This is a genomic window from Exiguobacterium sp. s161 (assembly GCF_018619045.1).
GTDB lineage: Bacteria > Bacillota > Bacilli > Exiguobacteriales > Exiguobacteriaceae > Exiguobacterium_A > Exiguobacterium_A indicum.
The window spans coordinates 281,826-298,676 of sequence record NZ_JACSNH010000001.1 but is presented as its reverse complement, the minus strand read 5'-3'; the positions used below and the strand labels follow the sequence as shown (position 1 = coordinate 298,676).

The 16,851-nt window shown below is 46.6% G+C and carries 16 protein-coding genes and 1 riboswitch; of the genes, 10 read left to right on the top strand and 6 right to left on the bottom strand.

Annotation, left to right across the window (positions count from 1 at the left end; genetic code table 11):
- Positions 1-48: 48 nt before the first annotated feature.
- The 3 genes from KNQ14_RS01360 to KNQ14_RS01350 are packed head-to-tail and all read left to right on the top strand — an operon-like array spanning position 49 to position 2,084.
- Complete coding sequence (locus KNQ14_RS01360; protein ID WP_058264628.1) at positions 49-894, top strand: DegV family protein; 846 nt, start codon at positions 49-51, stop codon at positions 892-894.
- 59 nt (positions 895-953) lie between these two features.
- On the top strand, positions 954-1,685 hold the full coding sequence (locus KNQ14_RS01355) for a tryptophan-rich sensory protein (protein WP_023469354.1): 732 nt from the start codon (positions 954-956) through the stop codon (positions 1,683-1,685).
- A 51-nt stretch (positions 1,686-1,736) separates the two neighbouring features.
- Positions 1,737-2,084 carry an iron-sulfur cluster biosynthesis family protein gene (locus tag KNQ14_RS01350; RefSeq protein ID WP_055969076.1) on the top strand — a complete coding sequence of 116 codons (348 nt, stop codon included), beginning with the start codon at positions 1,737-1,739 and terminating at the stop codon, positions 2,082-2,084.
- Positions 2,085-2,314: 230 nt separating this feature from the next.
- On the opposite strand, the gene KNQ14_RS01345 is transcribed toward KNQ14_RS01350, so the two are convergent.
- From KNQ14_RS01345 to KNQ14_RS01335, 3 genes are all read right to left on the bottom strand, one after another.
- Positions 2,315-4,357 (bottom strand): putative bifunctional diguanylate cyclase/phosphodiesterase, encoded by a 2,043-nt coding sequence (locus tag KNQ14_RS01345; protein ID WP_214859353.1) that lies wholly within the window; start codon positions 4,355-4,357, stop codon positions 2,315-2,317.
- A gap of 188 nt (positions 4,358-4,545) precedes the next feature.
- The gene (locus KNQ14_RS01340) at positions 4,546-5,283 is read right to left on the bottom strand and encodes an anti-sigma factor (protein ID WP_035396129.1); all 738 of its coding nucleotides are present in this window, start codon (positions 5,281-5,283) and stop codon (positions 4,546-4,548) included.
- The gene (locus tag KNQ14_RS01335) at positions 5,264-5,827 is read right to left on the bottom strand and encodes an RNA polymerase sigma factor (protein WP_023469358.1); all 564 of its coding nucleotides are present in this window, start codon (positions 5,825-5,827) and stop codon (positions 5,264-5,266) included. Before KNQ14_RS01335 ends, KNQ14_RS01340 begins: the two co-directional genes overlap by 20 nt.
- Positions 5,828-6,054: 227 nt before the next feature.
- Here KNQ14_RS01335 and KNQ14_RS01330 point away from each other — a divergent pair, with 227 nt between their 5' ends.
- Positions 6,055-6,318 (top strand): metal-sensitive transcriptional regulator, encoded by a 264-nt coding sequence (locus tag KNQ14_RS01330; RefSeq protein WP_023469359.1) that lies wholly within the window; start codon positions 6,055-6,057, stop codon positions 6,316-6,318.
- Between the two features lie 91 nt (positions 6,319-6,409).
- On the opposite strand, the gene KNQ14_RS01325 is transcribed toward KNQ14_RS01330, so the two are convergent.
- On the bottom strand, positions 6,410-8,617 hold the full coding sequence (locus tag KNQ14_RS01325) for a phosphodiester glycosidase family protein (protein WP_214859352.1): 2,208 nt from the start codon (positions 8,615-8,617) through the stop codon (positions 6,410-6,412).
- A 175-nt stretch (positions 8,618-8,792) separates the two neighbouring features.
- Between KNQ14_RS01325 and KNQ14_RS01320 the strand changes: the two genes are divergently transcribed.
- Together KNQ14_RS01320 and KNQ14_RS01315 are read left to right on the top strand one after the other, a co-directional pair.
- Positions 8,793-9,599, top strand: a complete 807-nt coding sequence (locus KNQ14_RS01320) for an SMP-30/gluconolactonase/LRE family protein (RefSeq protein ID WP_023469361.1) — start codon at positions 8,793-8,795, stop codon at positions 9,597-9,599.
- 127 nt (positions 9,600-9,726) lie between these two features.
- Entirely contained in the window at positions 9,727-10,455 is a 729-nt protein-coding gene (locus tag KNQ14_RS01315) for an MBL fold metallo-hydrolase (protein ID WP_023469362.1), read from the top strand.
- A 74-nt stretch (positions 10,456-10,529) separates the two neighbouring features.
- On the opposite strand, the gene KNQ14_RS01310 is transcribed toward KNQ14_RS01315, so the two are convergent.
- The gene (locus tag KNQ14_RS01310; protein ID WP_214859351.1) at positions 10,530-12,140 is read right to left on the bottom strand and encodes a glycoside hydrolase family 13 protein; all 1,611 of its coding nucleotides are present in this window, start codon (positions 12,138-12,140) and stop codon (positions 10,530-10,532) included.
- A 148-nt stretch (positions 12,141-12,288) separates the two neighbouring features.
- On the opposite strand from KNQ14_RS01310, the gene KNQ14_RS01305 reads away from it, so the two are divergent.
- The 4 genes from KNQ14_RS01305 (at position 12,289) to KNQ14_RS01290 (ending at position 16,240) form a co-directional block, all read left to right on the top strand.
- Entirely contained in the window at positions 12,289-13,476 is a 1,188-nt protein-coding gene (locus KNQ14_RS01305) for an aminotransferase class I/II-fold pyridoxal phosphate-dependent enzyme (protein ID WP_058264623.1), read from the top strand.
- A gap of 62 nt (positions 13,477-13,538) precedes the next feature.
- Positions 13,539-13,644, top strand: a riboswitch (SAM riboswitch).
- A gap of 84 nt (positions 13,645-13,728) precedes the next feature.
- Entirely contained in the window at positions 13,729-14,742 is a 1,014-nt protein-coding gene (locus KNQ14_RS01300; protein WP_058712982.1) for a methionine ABC transporter ATP-binding protein, read from the top strand.
- Positions 14,732-15,397: a methionine ABC transporter permease gene (locus KNQ14_RS01295; protein WP_023469366.1), complete on the top strand. Its 666-nt coding sequence runs from the start codon at positions 14,732-14,734 to the stop codon at positions 15,395-15,397. Before KNQ14_RS01300 ends, KNQ14_RS01295 begins: the two co-directional genes overlap by 11 nt.
- Before the next feature lie 27 nt (positions 15,398-15,424).
- The gene (locus KNQ14_RS01290) at positions 15,425-16,240 is read left to right on the top strand and encodes a MetQ/NlpA family ABC transporter substrate-binding protein (protein ID WP_214859349.1); all 816 of its coding nucleotides are present in this window, start codon (positions 15,425-15,427) and stop codon (positions 16,238-16,240) included.
- A gap of 59 nt (positions 16,241-16,299) precedes the next feature.
- Here KNQ14_RS01290 and KNQ14_RS01285 read toward each other — a convergent pair whose 3' ends face one another.
- Complete coding sequence (locus tag KNQ14_RS01285; RefSeq protein WP_251138256.1) at positions 16,300-16,800, bottom strand: GNAT family N-acetyltransferase; 501 nt, start codon at positions 16,798-16,800, stop codon at positions 16,300-16,302.
- Positions 16,801-16,851 lie beyond the last annotated feature (51 nt).

The window sequence follows — 16,851 nt, the reverse complement described above, 5'->3', positions numbered from 1 at the left end:
CTTACACCTACAATTAATATCAGGTACTAATTTAAGGAGGAACTTGTTATGCGGATCGCTTGGATCACTGATAGTACAACGATTTTACCGGATACGATCGCTCAGCGCGATGATCTTTCGGTCGTCCCTTTACTTGTCATGAAGGATGGAGAAAGTTTCGTCGATGGTGTCGACGTTGATGCGGAGACCGTCTATAGCTGGATTGACTCAAAACACAAGGTAACGACGAGCCAACCTTCAATCGGAAGCTTCACCGAGCATTATGAACGGTTGAAAGAGGATTACGACGTCGGCTTCGCTGTTCACTTATCGAGTGAACTGAGCGGAACGTACAACGCTTCCGTTCAAGGGGCAGAGATTGCTGGCTTTCGTCTGATTGCGATTGATTCCCGTTGTGGCATTTACCCGGCTGGTCAACTCCTAGCAGAAGCGATCGAACTCGTCGAAGCGGGACACTCGATCGAATCCGTCGAACAGATCATTCTCGAGCGTCGTTTCGATCATCACATTGAATTCACGGTCGCAAACCTCGATCAATTACAAGCAGGTGGACGGATCTCTTCGACGAAGGCATTCGTCGGTAACTTGTTGCAACTTCGTCCGTTGTTCCACTTCGAGGAAGGAAAGATCGTTCCTTATCAAACCGTCCGGACGTTCAAAAAAGCGCATTCGAAGATTTTTGATCACCTTGTCGCAATCATTGAACGGGGACAGGTCACGGATATTTCACTATTCCACGCGACAGCGTACGAACTGGCACTCGAGTGGAAACAACGCCTCGAATCGCAATACGATGTGCGTGTCCGGATCGATGACTTAACACCGGTTCTCGGTTCGCATACAGGAAATCCAGCGATCGGGATGTCCTTTTTGAACCCGACGCGCCGACCGTGATGACTAATGAATTTGATTTTTGGGTAAACCTTCTTTAGAGAATAAAGGAGGTTTTTTGTTTGAAAAATAATAAATGGATTTGGCTCAACTGGGTCGGCTTCATCTTCACGATTGCCGTGAACGCCCTTGATGGTGGAAAGACAGGACGAATCTCTGATTCGATCATCACATTGTTCAAACCGGCTGGGTATGCGTTCTCGATTTGGGGATTAATTTATACGATTCTACTCATCTGGTTGATTTTACAATCGATTCCGAAGTTCAAGGAACACGAACTGGCGAAGAAAATCGGACCGTGGTTCTTGATCAGCTGTCTGTTTAATGCTGGCTGGATCGTTTCCTTCACGTTTGAACTTTTCGTTGTCTCCGTTGTCGTCATCGTTGGTCTCTTGTTGTCCTTGATCGTCATCTACTCAAAAATTGACCGTGAGACGAAAGGATTACGCTTTAAGCTACCGTTCTCGCTTTACCTCGGCTGGGTATCGGTCGCGACGATTGCCGACATCTTCCTGACGATCAATGCAGAAGGTGTAACATCTTGGCTTGGAATTGGAGATGCGGGTTGGACGATGATCATACTCGTCGTCGGAGTCATCATCGCTCTTCTCTTCATGTTTGCGAACCGTGATCCGATTTATCCGCTTGTCTTCGTCTGGGCGTATATCGCGATCAACTTCGAGTCCGATAATGGTCTCGTCGATACGACAGTTCTCGGTAGCGTCGTCTTATTATTAGCCGGTTATATCTTCCTTCTCGTTCGGATGCGCCGCCAAGTCAGCGTGAGCAAGTGACGTTCCTTTCTCGTTCAAACGGCGTATACTAAAAGAAAGGAGTGAATGACCATGAACATCACATTTACACCGTCTGCTCAGGAGCGAATCCGCCAATTACGCGGTGAAGTATCCGGTCAACTGCATCTCTATTACGATACAGAGGGTTGTGGTTGCGGAAACTCTGGTATTTTCAGTATTCGCATCGTCGATGAAGCGACACCGGAAGACATGACGATTGATTCAAACGTCGGTCCTGTTCTCGTCAAGCGGTGGTCGAGTCATTTCCTCGATCAAGAAATGACACTCGATTACAACGAGGAGAAAAAAGCGCTCATCTTAAAAAGTGATGGCCAATACTTCAATACGAATGTGCTCGTGACGGATCAAACAGGCTGCGTCCTGACGGTTCGCTCATAAGCGCAAATGAAAAAGGCAACTTCCGTCGTGGAAGTTGCCTTTGTTTGTGTTCGAACAGACAGGTGCTGCGTCGAAAGCTAGATGGTCTGAGTATGATTGAATGTACTAGATGTCTGTCTGCGTCGTGCACGAGCTGGTAATATCCCAGCGCTTTGCGTCCCCCCAGACGTCGCATGCATCATCCTCGCATGCTTATCTAGTATACGAACGAAAGTCATGTTTGGATTGCCTTATCCGACATTTAGAACGGTCTCTTCGATCGCTTGCTGATTTAAATCCTTCACATGCATCGGTCTACTATAGTAATAGCCTTGTCCATAATCACAACCGAGGCGTTTCAAGAAGAGATGCTGTTCGAGCGTTTCGACACCTTCTGCGACGACTTCGATCCCAAGACTCTTCGCAAGCTGGATGATCATTTCCGTAATCGCTGTTCCCCGTTCGTCATGTGGGACTTCATCGATGAACGACTTGTCGATCTTTAAGATATCGATCGGCAAATGCTTCAAGTGCGTTAGCGACGATAGACCCGTTCCAAAATCATCGAGAGCGATTGTCAGACTAAGCTGTTTCAATTCACCAAGCATCGTCATCGCCCGGTCCAGATTCTCCATAACGGACGTTTCCGTTATTTCGAGTTGTAGTTGCAATTCACTTCCGTTCTTCAAGGAATGATGAACGATTTCTTTAATCATCATATTATGCGACTCCGATCGGAAATGCATCGCGGATAAGTTCACCGAGACTTGGCGAATGAAATAATCTTCTTTCTTCCAAATCTCCATCTGTGCAACGGTCTCCTTCAACACCCACTCGGTCAAACGATGAATTAAACTATACTTTTCAGCAAGTGGAATGAATTCCGCCGGTGAGATGAAACCGAACTTCGGATGATTCCAGCGAATTAGAACTTCCGCCTGATCCACCTTGCCTGTCGCGAGTGCGACCTTCGGTTGGTAGACGAGAGCGAACTCCTTGAAATCCGTCATCGCCCGTCGTAAGGAACCGACGATCAATTGCTCTCTTTTGTCGGAATGCAGGGAATCATCGTACACGATGAATCGATCTCTTCCTTCGTTTTTGCCGACCCGGAGAGCACTTTCCATTTGACCAATTCGCATTTCTAACGTTTCTCCCATATCCGGTAAGATGACACCCATCGTTGCTGTCAAATGGATTGGTTGATCATCTAAGTGAATCGGTTGTCGAATATCTTCTAAAATTTGTTCGAAAGTACGAAGTAATGCATCAGTAGGTACTTTTTTGATAAGAAAAAACTGCGTTCCATTATAACGAATACATGCTTCATCTTCCGATAAGGACGCACGCATCCGATCTGCAAACTCACGAATGACGGCATCTCCTTTATCAAAACCAAACGTATCATTGACCCATTTGTACCCGTCCAGGTCAAGTATAGCCATCGCCATCTCGTCTTTAGACTTTCCGTAATGCACATCTACTTTTATCATATGGTGATCTAACCATCTACGGTTATGCAAACCGGTCAAATGATCAGTATATGCCATCATCTGTAAGGCACGTCGTTCTAAATGAATATAGAGTCCAGCGATTAAGATCAAAATCAAAAATACCGGAATGGCTACATCGTTTAAAATATTCGATGTAATAGGACCATCACCAATACGTCCTGCTTGATCAATCGGGATACAAAAAGATGTTCCTAACATACCTACATAATGCATGGAAGAGATAGCAAAGCCCATTACAATCGCAATGGGAATAAGAATTCTTTTCTTATCAACATGTCGTAGACGATGTAAGAGTAACAAGGCAACATATGCTACAGTGATCGCAATTAGGATGGATAGAGCGAACAACCCTGTTTCATAACGAATCGCGCCACCAAAATCCATTGCCATCATCCCAAGATAATGCATCATCGCAATACCTACGCCCATCAAAGAACCTGCTAAAATGACTTTGTTTCGTGTAATCGCTGATGAGTAGAGTAGATAAAAGGCGATGAAGGCAGCTAAAATAGCTGGAATGACGGATAAGAACATTAAAATCCAGTCATAACGAACCGTGACGGGTAAAGCGAAAGCACCCATACCGACGAAATGCATCCCCCAAATCGATAGTCCCATCGTCAAAGAAGATAAGAATAACGCTCGTTTTTTCAAAGAAGTCGCCTTAGCCAAACGTCGATTTAATTCAAGCGATCCATACGATCCAATGATCGCGACGAGTACCGACAGTACAACTAAGCCCACTTCATAGTGCTTTGTTAAAATAATCCATTCATTCATTGTATGTGGCCTCTCCTTATAGAACTGACTTTCTTCTTAGTATCGACGGTTATGAAGTATATTTTCAGTCGAAACTTGCATTTCATGCGATTTAATTGATATTTTCTATTTTTTAGTCTTTTTTTCTTAATGTAAAACGCACAAAAAAAACGAATTCGTCGTAGACGAATCCGTTCGTATTTTTTAAGTTAAAGTGCAACTGAGGCCACGATTTCTCCCGTAGGTTTCGCTAAATCCGGCTCTGGTTCGACAGTGATTGCTACAGCATCGACGTCACCATTACCTTTGAGTTGAAATACCGCTGCTGCTTCGCCGTCTTTTTCAATAATACCGTTCGCAGTCGGTGTCTCACCTTTGATGGTCCATAATTGATACAATTCTCCTTTTTTCAATGGAGGCAGATCTTTCAATTGAACGAGCATATACGACTTATCGTTTTGTGTAAATACCATGCTTGATCCCTTGATCGACTCGTTGCTTTCAAAGTTTCCCATTCCTTTAATTTCATCCATCGCCAGTGTTTCCGGTGTATCTGTACTTTCTTCCTGTGACAAAAAGTAGGCATTCGCACCAAGTGAAAGAATAAGGGCGGCAGCAATGCTCATCAACCAGCCAAGTGGGACACTCTTTTTCTTCGTTTGTTGCTGACGTGCTTGTTTAATGTCTACTGGAGTAGTCATCGGTTCTTCTTTAGGAGACTCCGTCTCTGTTGAACCAAGAACTTCTCCAAGAATACGTGCTTTCATTCCTACAGGAACAGGACGCTCCGGAAGCGATTCAGCGATGGGAAGCATGAGTTCTTCCATTTCTAAAAGTGCTTCGCGACATTCTTCGCACGTCGCAAGATGCGCTTCGAACGCGTCGCGATCTGCTGAAGAGAGTGTTCCATTGAAGTAATTGATCAAGTCATGACAACGTTCTTCCATCTCGTTCCCTCCCATCTAATCGTTTTCTTAATGCTTGAATCGCACTTCTGATACGTGTTTTGACTGTTCCGAGTGGTAAGTCAAGTTGATCTGCGATTTGTTGTTGCGTTAGTCCCTGAAAATAGACTAGTTCGATCAAATCCTGTTGCTCTGATTTTAGTTCACTTACGGCGCCCCGCACTTCCGCTGCAGTTTCGCGTTGCATGACGGTCCGCTCAACAGGTTCATCATATCCGCCATCTCGTTCTTCAACTTCAATCGTCGGTTGTCGTTTTTCACGACGTAAACAATCAAGAGCCGCATTACGCGTGATCGTCAAAATCCAAGATGAAAACTTTCCTTTTTGTGTATCAAAATCAACACGACCATTCCAAATTTTCATCCATACTTCTTGAATGACTTCTTCAGACAATCGATCATTATTCGTAAAGCGATAGGCGAATGAAAATAACAATCGCTCGTACTTCTCATACAAAGTCTCGAGTGCCTGTTCATCACCGCTACGCATCAGATGATAAAGCGATTCATCGGATTGAGTATGCATCCTTTTCCTCCTCCTGATATCAGCTTCATCATATAGTATACGAGAGCTAACACCAAATCGTTTTAGTTTTCATCAATTTTCTAAGTAAATTCCTCACCACATCCATATTCCCTGATTTCAAGAAAAGTATATCTTAAAATTCGATAGAATTGACAGTAATACCGTTATGGGCATAGCATAAAGGTATTACTCAGACGTTAGTTCTACTATGAAACGGAGGAACATATATGGATTATGATCGCAAAATGAAAAATCGCGTCAGCCGAATCGAAGGGCAATTACGTGGTATCCTTCGTATGATGGAAGAAGGGCAAGACTGTCGAGATGTCATTACTCAACTTTCCGCTGCTCGCTCCGCGATTGATCGTACGATTGGTGTCGTCGTAAGTTCCAATTTAATTGAGTGCGTAAAAGACGCCGAACAAAATGGTGACGGTCAGACAGAAGAGCTTGTGAAGGAAGCTGTAAATCTTCTTGTCAAAAGTCGCTAATTACTATAGACAATCCGTCAGAGTAATTTTTATCTGATAAAAAAAACAGGGTCAAGATTTCATTGAAATCCGATTCCCTGTTTTTTTAGGTTTAGTATAAAACTTTGAGTTGATCCAAGTACACCTTACTCTTAATGGTTGTTCCTTTTTTCGATGTATCCGTTTCAACAAAATACAACGATTCGATTTTAAGAGGTGTTGGCCACGTCGGATCGAGTGTCGCTTGTACCGTTTTAAATCCTTTCCAATCTACCTTCTTGACGAAATCCACGACATGTCGATTTCCTGCAGCATCTTTGACTTCTGAGCGAAGCCAAGGCGCGCGTCCATCTCCATACACATCCATCGTCAATCCACGAGCAGGAGAAGGAATGATCCAGGATGCTTTTTTAATGTACATGGCTCCGTTTTGTTTCTTCCATCCTGAATAATCATATGTCATTTCAAGCGATTGTTTGCCACTGGATTTCTGTAAGGAACTGAGACGGACAGCATAACTCGAAACATAAGGAGATTTCGCTTCGTAGACTCCCTGTTCGAAGGAATCGATGACTTCCTCTTTTTTCATAGCAGAGACGGTGACCGGTAGTCGAACCGTCTTCCCTCCAGATGAGACAGTTAGTTCTGTCTTCCCGATTTTCTTTGCAAGAATATTCCCTTTTGTAATCGATGCGGTCGCTCCGTTTGCAACCTGGTAATTGAGTTGCGAAGCAGGGATTACGACACGTCGTCCGTTTAGCCATCCTTCTGATGAAATCGCGAGGCGTTGTCCTACTTTCAACAAGATCGGACGCCCTCCATTGACTGTAAGACCGGTCAAGCGATTCGTGACTGGAATCGATACGGTTCGTTTAGCACGATCAACTTGCATCGTACCTGTCCATTTTCCAGGAGTCAGCGGTGCCGTGACTTGTAAGCCTTTGACACCTGTCCCTTTCCAAATAATCGATTTCTTCGTTGCATCTACAGGCTGTCCATTTGCATCCGTCAGCTTTAATCCAAATCCACCTTTTTCACCTACATATAATTCTTTAGGGGCAGTCAATAAAATCGTCGTCGCTACATTCGATGGAACATAATGAGTGGCTAATATTAAACCGTTCGTAATAGAGCGACTTCTTCCATCTGCCGGTACATTCGCTGTTTTAGGTAAAAACTCTCCAGCGCGTCTGACCATTATCTCTGTCGATCCCCCACCATCAAATGCGAGGGCCGACGTTACACCTAAACGCTTCATTTGCTCCACTGCCTCAAGCATCGTAATCCCTTTTGAATCAAGACGAGCTTGGTCCACCGTAATGATTTGAACTGTCCCGTTTGACGTTGTACCGATAAGTGTCCGCGCCTTACGAGCGAGCATCAAAAAGCGGTCATGGTTCAATGCTAGGCTGTCTAAACTATATCCAACTCCATTTTGAATCAACCAGTTATATCCGGATACAGCTTCTTGAATATCGTTACGCATTTGAAGATTCGATAATTGAACTAGATTTAATTGTGTTGATAACAGACCATTTGATTTTTCTTCTGCTGCTTTCACAAGTGCGAGTAGTGCCGCTTTTTGTTTTCCGAGACCGACGAGGACAACTCCAGCATCGGGTAAGCGAATTTCTTTACGGAATGTCGTATCTACCGATTCAACGGTCCATTGATAGTTCTTCCCGAGTGTAAACGCCGATGTCGCGGTTCCTTTTAAATAGACGATAGCAATTTCTTTTTTCATCGCTTCTGACGGCTCAATTAGCTTCAGCATTTTTGAAGCATGATGAGCTGAACTAAAGATACCGATTCGATTCGCTAAGTTCTCGTTACGGTTAACTGAGTGGATCGTTACCCGCTTCGTATTAGTCGTCGCAGATCCGATGATACCGAACGACCCGATCTCTGGTTTCCCTTGTCCGTTGATCATGAATGATGGGAATTTTGTCGCAGAATCTTTTACACTATGACTAACCAGTACTTGATTTTGCTGAATTTGAAGTCCAATCGGTAACCCCGAAGCTACTCGATACATATCGGCATTGATCGCTGTTACGACACGCCCCCCGCTCGCTGTCACGCGACTAACTTGAGAAGGTAAAGATTCTGTTGCTAATACACGATCTCGTCCTTTCGTCGTCATCCAGTAGTTACCGGTATCGGGCTGAACCGTTATATGTCGAAATAACTGTGGTGTACCCGAAAGTGTTTCTGATTTTGTCGTATAGGTCACACCTTTTGAAATCGTTTCTGCCTGAGTGGTAGAGACAGATTGAAAAAGACAAAAAGTTGTTAATAAAATACAAATTTTCTTGAACATAACACACCTCCGTTATATATTATGCCTTTTTTAGTAAATAAATGACATAATTAATTTAGGAGAGGTTTATTTTTATTCATAACAGGTATAGAAAGTAGTTAACTGATTCCTTTTAAGCCACATATGTTGCAATCAACATATGAATCTATTCATACATGATGTAGGAGGCCTTTTCATGAGTGTATCTGTATTTATTGATGTCGCGTGTAAGACAGGTGAATCTCCTGTCTACGATGCGAAAACAAAACGCTTTTATTTTGTCGACATTCCGAATCAACTTCTTTTTTCATATGACCTTGCCACAGAAGCACTCAAGCCGTACACGTTACCAAGCGCCATCACATCAATTGCCTTGACGGACGCTCCAGACTTATTACGTGTCACGGCTGAACACGGATTTGGGACGTTTGATCTCAAGGAAGGTCATCTGTCTCTTGAGCATCAACTGTCACTGCCCGATTCTGACCGAATGAATGACGGAAAGCTCGATCCGACTGGACAATATGTCGCTGGTAGCATTAATGAAGAAGACGGTAAGACTGCTGGATTGTTCCGTCTGCGTCATGACGGTTCCATCGATGTCTTGCACGAAGACTTGACGAACTCGAATGGACTCGTCTGGTCAGAAGATGGCAAGACGCTCTATCACATCGATACACCGACAAAAAAAGTCTATGCCTTTGACTACGCTCCGGACGCACCACTTTCCAATAAACGTGTCGCCGTTGACCTTGAAGAAGAAGAAGGGTTCCCGGATGGTATGACGAAGGACGCGGAAGGTCATGCTTGGATCGCGCATTATGCTGGATCATGCATCACCCGTTGGAATCTTGCGACTGGTGAAAAACTCGATCATGTCGACTTCCCTGTTTCGAATCCGACGTGCCCGATTTTCTATGAAGATCGATTGCTCGTCACGACGGCTGCCGACGGAGATGATGCACCACATGCCGGTGCCGTCTTCGCTGTGACATTTGAATGATTCATAGAAGAGGGATCATCTTTTTACAGGTGATGCCTCTTTTTCCACATAATGCGTCTAGACGCATCTAAAAAAACAGACGATACTAAAGAAGAAGACTATTCATTTTTTTGAAGGAGTGAAGCCGATGCGTGTCACGACAATCGAACGTTTACACCAACTGCAGACGACCCCATCCTTTTTCCCGGTCAACTGCTACCTGTTTGAAGAAGCAGACAGTTTGACATTGATTGATGCCGGCCTCGGGATCAACGCAAAGGCGCTCTATCACTATATTCGAAAGCAAGAGAAACCGCTTGGTGCAATCATCCTGACTCATGCGCATGCCGATCATGTCGGTTCGCTTGATTTCCTTGCGAACGCCTTTCCTCTCGCTCAAGTCTGTATCAGTTATCGCGATGCTGCATTGCTCAGTGGGGACGAGACGCTACGCGAAGGCGAAACGACACCTTTAAAAGGTGGTATTCCGAAAAACATCAAAACACGTCCGGATCGCTTGCTCGAGAGTGGTCAACAAGTCGGAAGTCTCAGTGTCATCGCCTCACCCGGTCATACACCTGGTTCGATCTCACTTTGGCATGAAGGAAGCCGGACGTTGATCGCCGGAGATGCTTTTCAGACGCAAGGAGGACTCGCCGTCTCCGGTGACGTCCGCTGGCAATTCCCGTTCCCTGCACTCGCAACATGGGATCCGGACGTCGCCCTTCGCTCGGCTGATCAACTGACGGAACTGTCTCCGGATATACTCGCTGTCGGACATGGTCCGCTCTTTCTCGGACCGAGTTATGAGATGCGCCAAGCCGTCGATCGATTCTCTCACGTCTTACAGACGAAAAAAACATCACCTTTCAAGTAATGTACGCATATGAAAAAACATCCGCGAACGTGTTCCTGACATGTCCGCGGATGTTTTTCTTTTCAACAGACGACTCACGTCTGTTCTGTAACAGCATAACGATAGACGCGTGCTTCGTAGGGACGCAAGATATCCGGGCTATCCGGATAGTTTGATACGAGCAATTTTTCATGCGGTAAAATGAGGGCGGTCTGCATCGGTTCATCATGTACGTTGAGGACGATCCGCCAGACTTCTCCCTCTAATTCCCGCTCATAGATATAGAGATACGGATCATGAAGCGCTAAGTCTCGGTATGTACCGTAGACCATAATCGGATGATCCTTTCGCATCTGAATCAGCGACTTGTAAAAAGCAAGCACGGACGATGGATCGGCTTCTGCTTGCGCGACATTGATGTCCGTATAATTCGGATTGACCGCTAACCATGGTTTACCACTCGTAAAGCCAGCTGCATGTGTATCGTCCCACTGCATCGGTGTACGGGAATTATCGCGCGCAAGTAACTGCATCGATGAGAGCACGACCTCTGGGTCCTCTCCGCCAGCGACGCGCTCCGCGTATCGATTTCGAAAGGCGACGTCCTGATAAAGCGACGGATCCGAGAAGCGAATCCCCGTCATCCCGATCTCTTCTCCTTGATACACGTATGGAATGCCCGGTAACGTATGCAACATCAAACCGAGTAGTTTCGCACTCTCAACCCGGTATCGTTCACTGCCGAAGCGCGTCACTTGTCGTGTATGATCATGGTTGTTGAGGAACTGTGAATTGACACCTAATGGGTATAAGACGTCGTACCAGCGTTTTTGAATCTCCTTGAATCGTAAGAGATCCATCGCTTCCATGTCGTCCGCGATTTCGAAGTGAAACAGTGTCCGGAGTTCTTTTCGTTCGTCACTGACATATAACAGTCCATCTTCTGGACCGACGAACGGAATCTCACCAACTGTAAACAAGTCTTTACCAGCGAGAACATTCGCATGCATCTCCTGCAAGAAGTCATGCACACCTGGCTGATTCCCAAGGTACGAGAGATCAAACGGATTGGCGACATCCTCGAACGACCGTTTTTTGATCAAGTTGATGACATCCATCCGGAAGCCGTCGATCCCTTGAGCAATCCACCAGTTCATCATATCGTAGATTGCTTGCCTCACAGCTGGGTGCTCCCAGTTCAAGTCCGGTTGTTCTTTGGCGAAGGAATGAAAATAATACTGCCCGCGCTCTTCACTCCACGTCCACGGACTTGGCGCAAAGTACGAGCGCCAGTTGTTCGGAGGCGTCTCTTTCGTGCCGTCTTTCCAGATGTACCAGTCATCCTTATCGTTGATCCGCTCACATGACTGACGGAACCAGGCATGCTGGTCACTCGTATGGTTCACGACTAAATCGAGAATGATCTTTAATCCACGGGCATGAGCAGCCGTGATCAACTCCTGGAGATCTCCCATCGTTCCCGCTTTTTTCATGATCTCGTAATAATCGGCAATATCATAGCCGTTATCGACGTCCGGGGAACGATAACATGGATTCAGCCACACGACATCGACACCAAGTGAAGCGATGTAATCAAGCTTCTCGATGACACCTCTTAAATCACCGATCCCATCCCCGTTCGAATCTTTAAAGCTACGCCAGTAGACTTGATAGACGACTGCCTCTTTCCAGTTAGCTCGCTTCATCTTCCCACTCCTCTCCCTACTCTTTATTCCCGCTCCACTTATCTGTACCTGTTTATCCGACAATTTTTTTAAATTTCGAAAAAGTTCTTTTCTTTTGACTGAATATTCGTTATCCTTGACGACAATACCACGAAGGAGGCATTCATCCATGAAACATTTCGCTCCATCCATCGCCATTGATCGGCTTCCTGCTCCCGTCTTCGCTGAACTTGCGAACCGAATCGGTGCTGTAAAAGCTGCCGGACATGATGTCATCACACTTGGTCAAGGAACACCCGACCAAACGACGCCTGTACATATTCTCGATGCCTTAAAACAAGCTATCGACGAGCCAACGAACCTTCAATATCCACCATTTCGTGGACATGATTTTCTAAAACAAGCTGTCGCAAACTTTTACGCGACTGAATTCGGTGTCACGATCGATCCGGCAACGGAAGTCGCGATTCTCCTCGGCAGTAAAGCCGGAATCGTCGCCTTACCGCAGACGATCGTCAACCCTGGAGAAGGTGTCATCGTCCCGGATCCAGGATACCCGGATTACCTGTCTGGTGCAGCACTTGCTGGCGCTTACCCGATTACGCTTCCGTTGCTCGAGAAAAATGATTTCTTGCCGGATTATGACTTACTTGATACGACGGACGTTGAGCGTGCCCGGATGTTGTTCCTCAACTACCCGAGTAATCCGACGGGTGCGACCGCGACGGCAGAAGCCTTCGAACAGACAGTCGCTTTCGCCGATGCCCATGATATCTGTGTCGTTCATGACTTAGCATACGGCGGTATCAGTTTCGATGGTCCGACGCGAAGTTTCTTGCAGACGGAAGGTGCAAAAGACGTCGGGATCGAATTGTTCTCACTCTCGAAACGCTTCAACATGTCCGGCTTCCGGATTGCCTTTGCCATCGGAAATCCGTCCGTCATCTCAAGCATCGAAACGTACCAAGAACATCTCTACGTCAGTGCCTTCACACCGATTCAGCATGCGGCGACCGTCGCCCTCACGAGTGACCAGACGTGCGTCCGTGAGTTAAGTCGCTTGTATGAAACACGACGCGATGCGTTGTTCGCAAAACTCGATGCGATCGGTTGGAGTGGACCACGACCGGGCGGTTCCTTCTTCGTCTGGCTTCCTGTTCCGGAAGGTTATACGTCCCAAAGCTTCACCGATCATCTACTTGACGAAGCACATGTCGCTGTGACCCCTGGATCCTTCTTCGGCGAATACGGTGAAGGCTACGTCCGGATCAGCTTGATTGCTGACGTTGAACGTCTAGAAGAAGCCGTCGATCGAATCGGAACGCTCAACCTGTTCCGGACACCTGTTGCGGAATAATTCTGAAAAAACATTTGACAGATGGGAATCATTTCCGTTAAAGTAAGTCCCAACAGCATAACTACTTATCGAGAGCGACCGAGGGATTAGGCCCAACGACGTCCGGCAACCACCTGTAAGGAACGGTGCCACATCCTACAGAATGATTTTCATTCTGAGAGATAAGTTACGAAATCTTACACTTTCGTCGCTTTTTTCTGGTTGCTCCGCTACTAGGAAAAAGCGACTTTTTTTGTATGAGGAGATGAGCGGATGATTGAATTCAAACATATTACAAAACGGTTCGTTCGAGATCGGACCCCGATTTTTGCATTACGGGATGTCGATTTGACGATTCAAAAAGGAGAAATCTTCGGAATCATTGGCGAGTCTGGTGCCGGTAAAAGTACGTTGCTTCGCCTAATCAACGGGCTCGAGCATCCGACACAAGGAACCGTCAAGGTCGACGGTGTCTCGCTCGGCGGGATGTCAAAAGCAGATTTGCGTCAACTTCGCTTGCGGACAGGAATGATCTTTCAGCATTTCCAATTGATCCAGTCGCGCAACGTCGCGGATAACATCGCTTTTGCGCTCAAGGCCGCTGGCGTCAAACGAGCAGATTTCCCGGAGCGGATTCGCGAACTCGTCTCGCTCGTCGGACTTGAAGGATTTGAGACGAACTTCCCGAGTCAATTAAGCGGTGGGCAGAAACAGCGCGTCGGGATTGCCCGGGCACTCGCAAACAATCCGACCGTCTTGTTATGTGATGAAGCGACATCCGCTCTTGACCCCGTTACGACACTACAGATCCTTGAACTGCTGAAGGATTTGAATGAACGACTCGGGTTGACGATCGTCCTCATCACGCATGAGATTGATGTCGTCAAACAGATTTGCCATCGTGTCGCGGTCATGTCACAAGGTGAAGTCGTTGAAGTCGCCTCAACCTATGACTTGTTCAGTCAAGCTAAGCATCCGGTGACGCAACATTACGTCGATACGGCACTACAAATCGAATTGCCGGAACGCATCTTACAGGCAACCCCAGGCAAGATCATCCGCTTGCAGTTCACGGGCGAGAAGACCGGTGAGAGTACGTTATCAGAAGCGATCCGCCGTTACGATATCTCAGTCAGTATCTTGCACGGCAAGGTCGACTATATTCAAGACGTCGCCTTCGGTGTCCTCATTGTCAGCTTGACGGGATCATCCGATCAAATCGCTCCTGCCCTCGACTGGCTCGCGACGGAACTTCATGCACTCGAGGTGATTCAGGATGTGGCTTGATCGTATTCAAACGATGTTACCTGAACTCTTGAAGGCACTCGGCGAGACAGCATGGATGGTCGGAATTTCACTTGCTTTCGCATTGGTCGTCGGGATTCCGCTCGGAATTCTCTTGTTCGTCACCGACCGCGGATTATTTTTTCAAAACCTTGCCGTCCGCCGTGTTCTTGACTTCGTCGTCAACATCGTCCGGTCGCTACCGTTCATCATCTTGCTGGTTGCCCTCATTCCGTTGACGAAGTTCTTACTCGACAATACAATCGGTCCGACGGCAGCATCTGTCAGCCTTAGTGTCGCAGCGATTCCGTTTCTCGCACGCCTTGTCGAAACATCACTCCGCGAGATTCCGCCTGGTTTGATTGAAGCAGCAGAAGCATGTGGGGCGAAACCCTTGCGGATCATCGTCAGTGTCCTCTTACCGGAAGCACTCCCTGGCATCATTCAGGGCATCACATTAACGACGATCAGCTTGATCGGCTTCTCAGCGATGGCTGGTATCGTCGGCGGCGGTGGTGTTGGTGACCTCGCGATCCGTTTCGGTTACTATCGCTACGATAATCTCATCATGATCGTGACGATCGTCGTGCTCATCGTCATCGTTCAAAGTATTCAAGCACTTGGCAATCAACTGGCGCGAAAAACAGATAAACGCTAATCATACATGCAAAGGGAGAGTGCAATCATGAAAAAACGATATGCCTTTTTAGCAACAGCCTTACTCGGTGCAGGAGTCCTCGCAGGATGTGGAGACAGCAGCGCTGATGAAAAAGACAAGACGATCAAGATCGGGGCGACGAGCGGTCCGTATAGCGACATGGTCAAACAAGCGATCCAGCCACAACTCGAAAAGAAAGGCTACAAAGTCGAAATCGTCGAGTTCAGCGATTACATTCAACCGAACATCGCCCTCGGTAGCGGCAATATCGACGCCAACTTGTTCCAACACTCGATCTATCTCAAGACGTTTTCTAAAGAAAAGAATCTCGACTTAAAAGGACTGATCACGGTTCCGACAGCACCGATGGGACTATACAGCAAGACAGCGAAGACACTTGACGACGTCAAGACAGGTGCTGAAGTCGCGACGCCGAATGATCCGACGAACCAAGCACGGGCACTGAACTTGCTTGCGGAACAAGGCTGGATTGAACTCAAGCCGGATGCTGATCCTCTGACCGTTTCAGAAAAAGATATCGTCAAGAATCCGAAGAAACTCGTCATCAAACCACTCGAAGCGGCTCAACTGCCACGCGCTGTCGAAAGTGTCGATATCTCAGCCGTTCCAGGGAACTTCGCACTTGCTGCGAAATTCGACTTACTTGATGCGTTAGCACTTGAGACGATGGACGAACAATACCGGAACCTCGTCGCTGTCCAAACGAAAGATGCGGACAAACAAGTCGCAAAAGACTTAAAAGCAGCCGTCGAATCGGACGCCTTCAATGAAGTTATCGAAAAATCATTCAAAGGCTTCAGCAAGCCTGAATGGGCAAACTGATGTAAAAAACGACCGGAATTCAAGGAGAGATCATCTCTTTGAATTCCGGTCGTTTGGTGTTAGAACCGATACCACATCAGTTCTTCATCATGATAGGTATCATCGATTTTCAGCGCCCGTGGTTCAATCGCGTATGATTCAAAACCAAGCGACCGATACAACGCTTTAGCAGCTTCGTTCGTCCGGACGATCGAGAGATGGACTTGCTCAATTACAGGATGCTGCTTTAATGTACGTAATGCCTCTTCTACAAGGCGTCGTCCGACCTGTTGTTTTCGGGCGCGTGGCGTGACGTACATCGCAAATACATTCGCTCGATGTCGCATCTTGAACGGCTCGGAGCAGACGATAGTGACGACACCGACGAGTTCATTTTCATGAAACGCACCAAACGTCATCGACTGTTCGCTTTCAAGACGAGTTGCGTACCGTTCGACGGATCGATCTTTTTCTGATTCATAATCAGAGCCAAATGCCTCAGGATGGTTTCGTAAGGCTTCTAATCGCAACGCTTTATAGAGTACTGCATCTTCTGGATTCAATCGACGGATTTCCAACATCCCCACCTCCTGCCTTTAGTGTAAAACACATCGCTTCATGAAAAAGAGGAC

What these genes read in the sequence shown, in the direction of transcription:
- KNQ14_RS01360 (WP_058264628.1), top strand. Translation starts at nt 49, where the DNA reads ATGCGGATCGCTTGGATCACTGATAGTACAACGATTTTACCGGATACG.
- KNQ14_RS01315 (WP_023469362.1), top strand. Translation starts at nt 9,727, where the DNA reads ATGCGTGTCACGACAATCGAACGTTTACACCAACTGCAGACGACCCCA.
- KNQ14_RS01310 (WP_214859351.1), bottom strand. Translation starts at nt 12,140, where the DNA reads ATGAAGCGAGCTAACTGGAAAGAGGCAGTCGTCTATCAAGTCTACTGG.
- KNQ14_RS01325 (WP_214859352.1), bottom strand. Translation starts at nt 8,617, where the DNA reads ATGTTCAAGAAAATTTGTATTTTATTAACAACTTTTTGTCTTTTTCAA.
- KNQ14_RS01320 (WP_023469361.1), top strand. Translation starts at nt 8,793, where the DNA reads ATGAGTGTATCTGTATTTATTGATGTCGCGTGTAAGACAGGTGAATCT.
- KNQ14_RS01290 (WP_214859349.1), top strand. Translation starts at nt 15,425, where the DNA reads ATGAAAAAACGATATGCCTTTTTAGCAACAGCCTTACTCGGTGCAGGA.
- KNQ14_RS01285 (WP_251138256.1), bottom strand. Translation starts at nt 16,800, where the DNA reads ATGTTGGAAATCCGTCGATTGAATCCAGAAGATGCAGTACTCTATAAA.
- KNQ14_RS01340 (WP_035396129.1), bottom strand. Translation starts at nt 5,283, where the DNA reads ATGGAAGAACGTTGTCATGACTTGATCAATTACTTCAATGGAACACTC.
- KNQ14_RS01330 (WP_023469359.1), top strand. Translation starts at nt 6,055, where the DNA reads ATGGATTATGATCGCAAAATGAAAAATCGCGTCAGCCGAATCGAAGGG.
- KNQ14_RS01300 (WP_058712982.1), top strand. Translation starts at nt 13,729, where the DNA reads ATGATTGAATTCAAACATATTACAAAACGGTTCGTTCGAGATCGGACC.
- KNQ14_RS01335 (WP_023469358.1), bottom strand. Translation starts at nt 5,827, where the DNA reads ATGCATACTCAATCCGATGAATCGCTTTATCATCTGATGCGTAGCGGT.
- KNQ14_RS01305 (WP_058264623.1), top strand. Translation starts at nt 12,289, where the DNA reads ATGAAACATTTCGCTCCATCCATCGCCATTGATCGGCTTCCTGCTCCC.
- KNQ14_RS01350 (WP_055969076.1), top strand. Translation starts at nt 1,737, where the DNA reads ATGAACATCACATTTACACCGTCTGCTCAGGAGCGAATCCGCCAATTA.
- KNQ14_RS01295 (WP_023469366.1), top strand. Translation starts at nt 14,732, where the DNA reads ATGTGGCTTGATCGTATTCAAACGATGTTACCTGAACTCTTGAAGGCA.
- KNQ14_RS01345 (WP_214859353.1), bottom strand. Translation starts at nt 4,357, where the DNA reads ATGAATGAATGGATTATTTTAACAAAGCACTATGAAGTGGGCTTAGTT.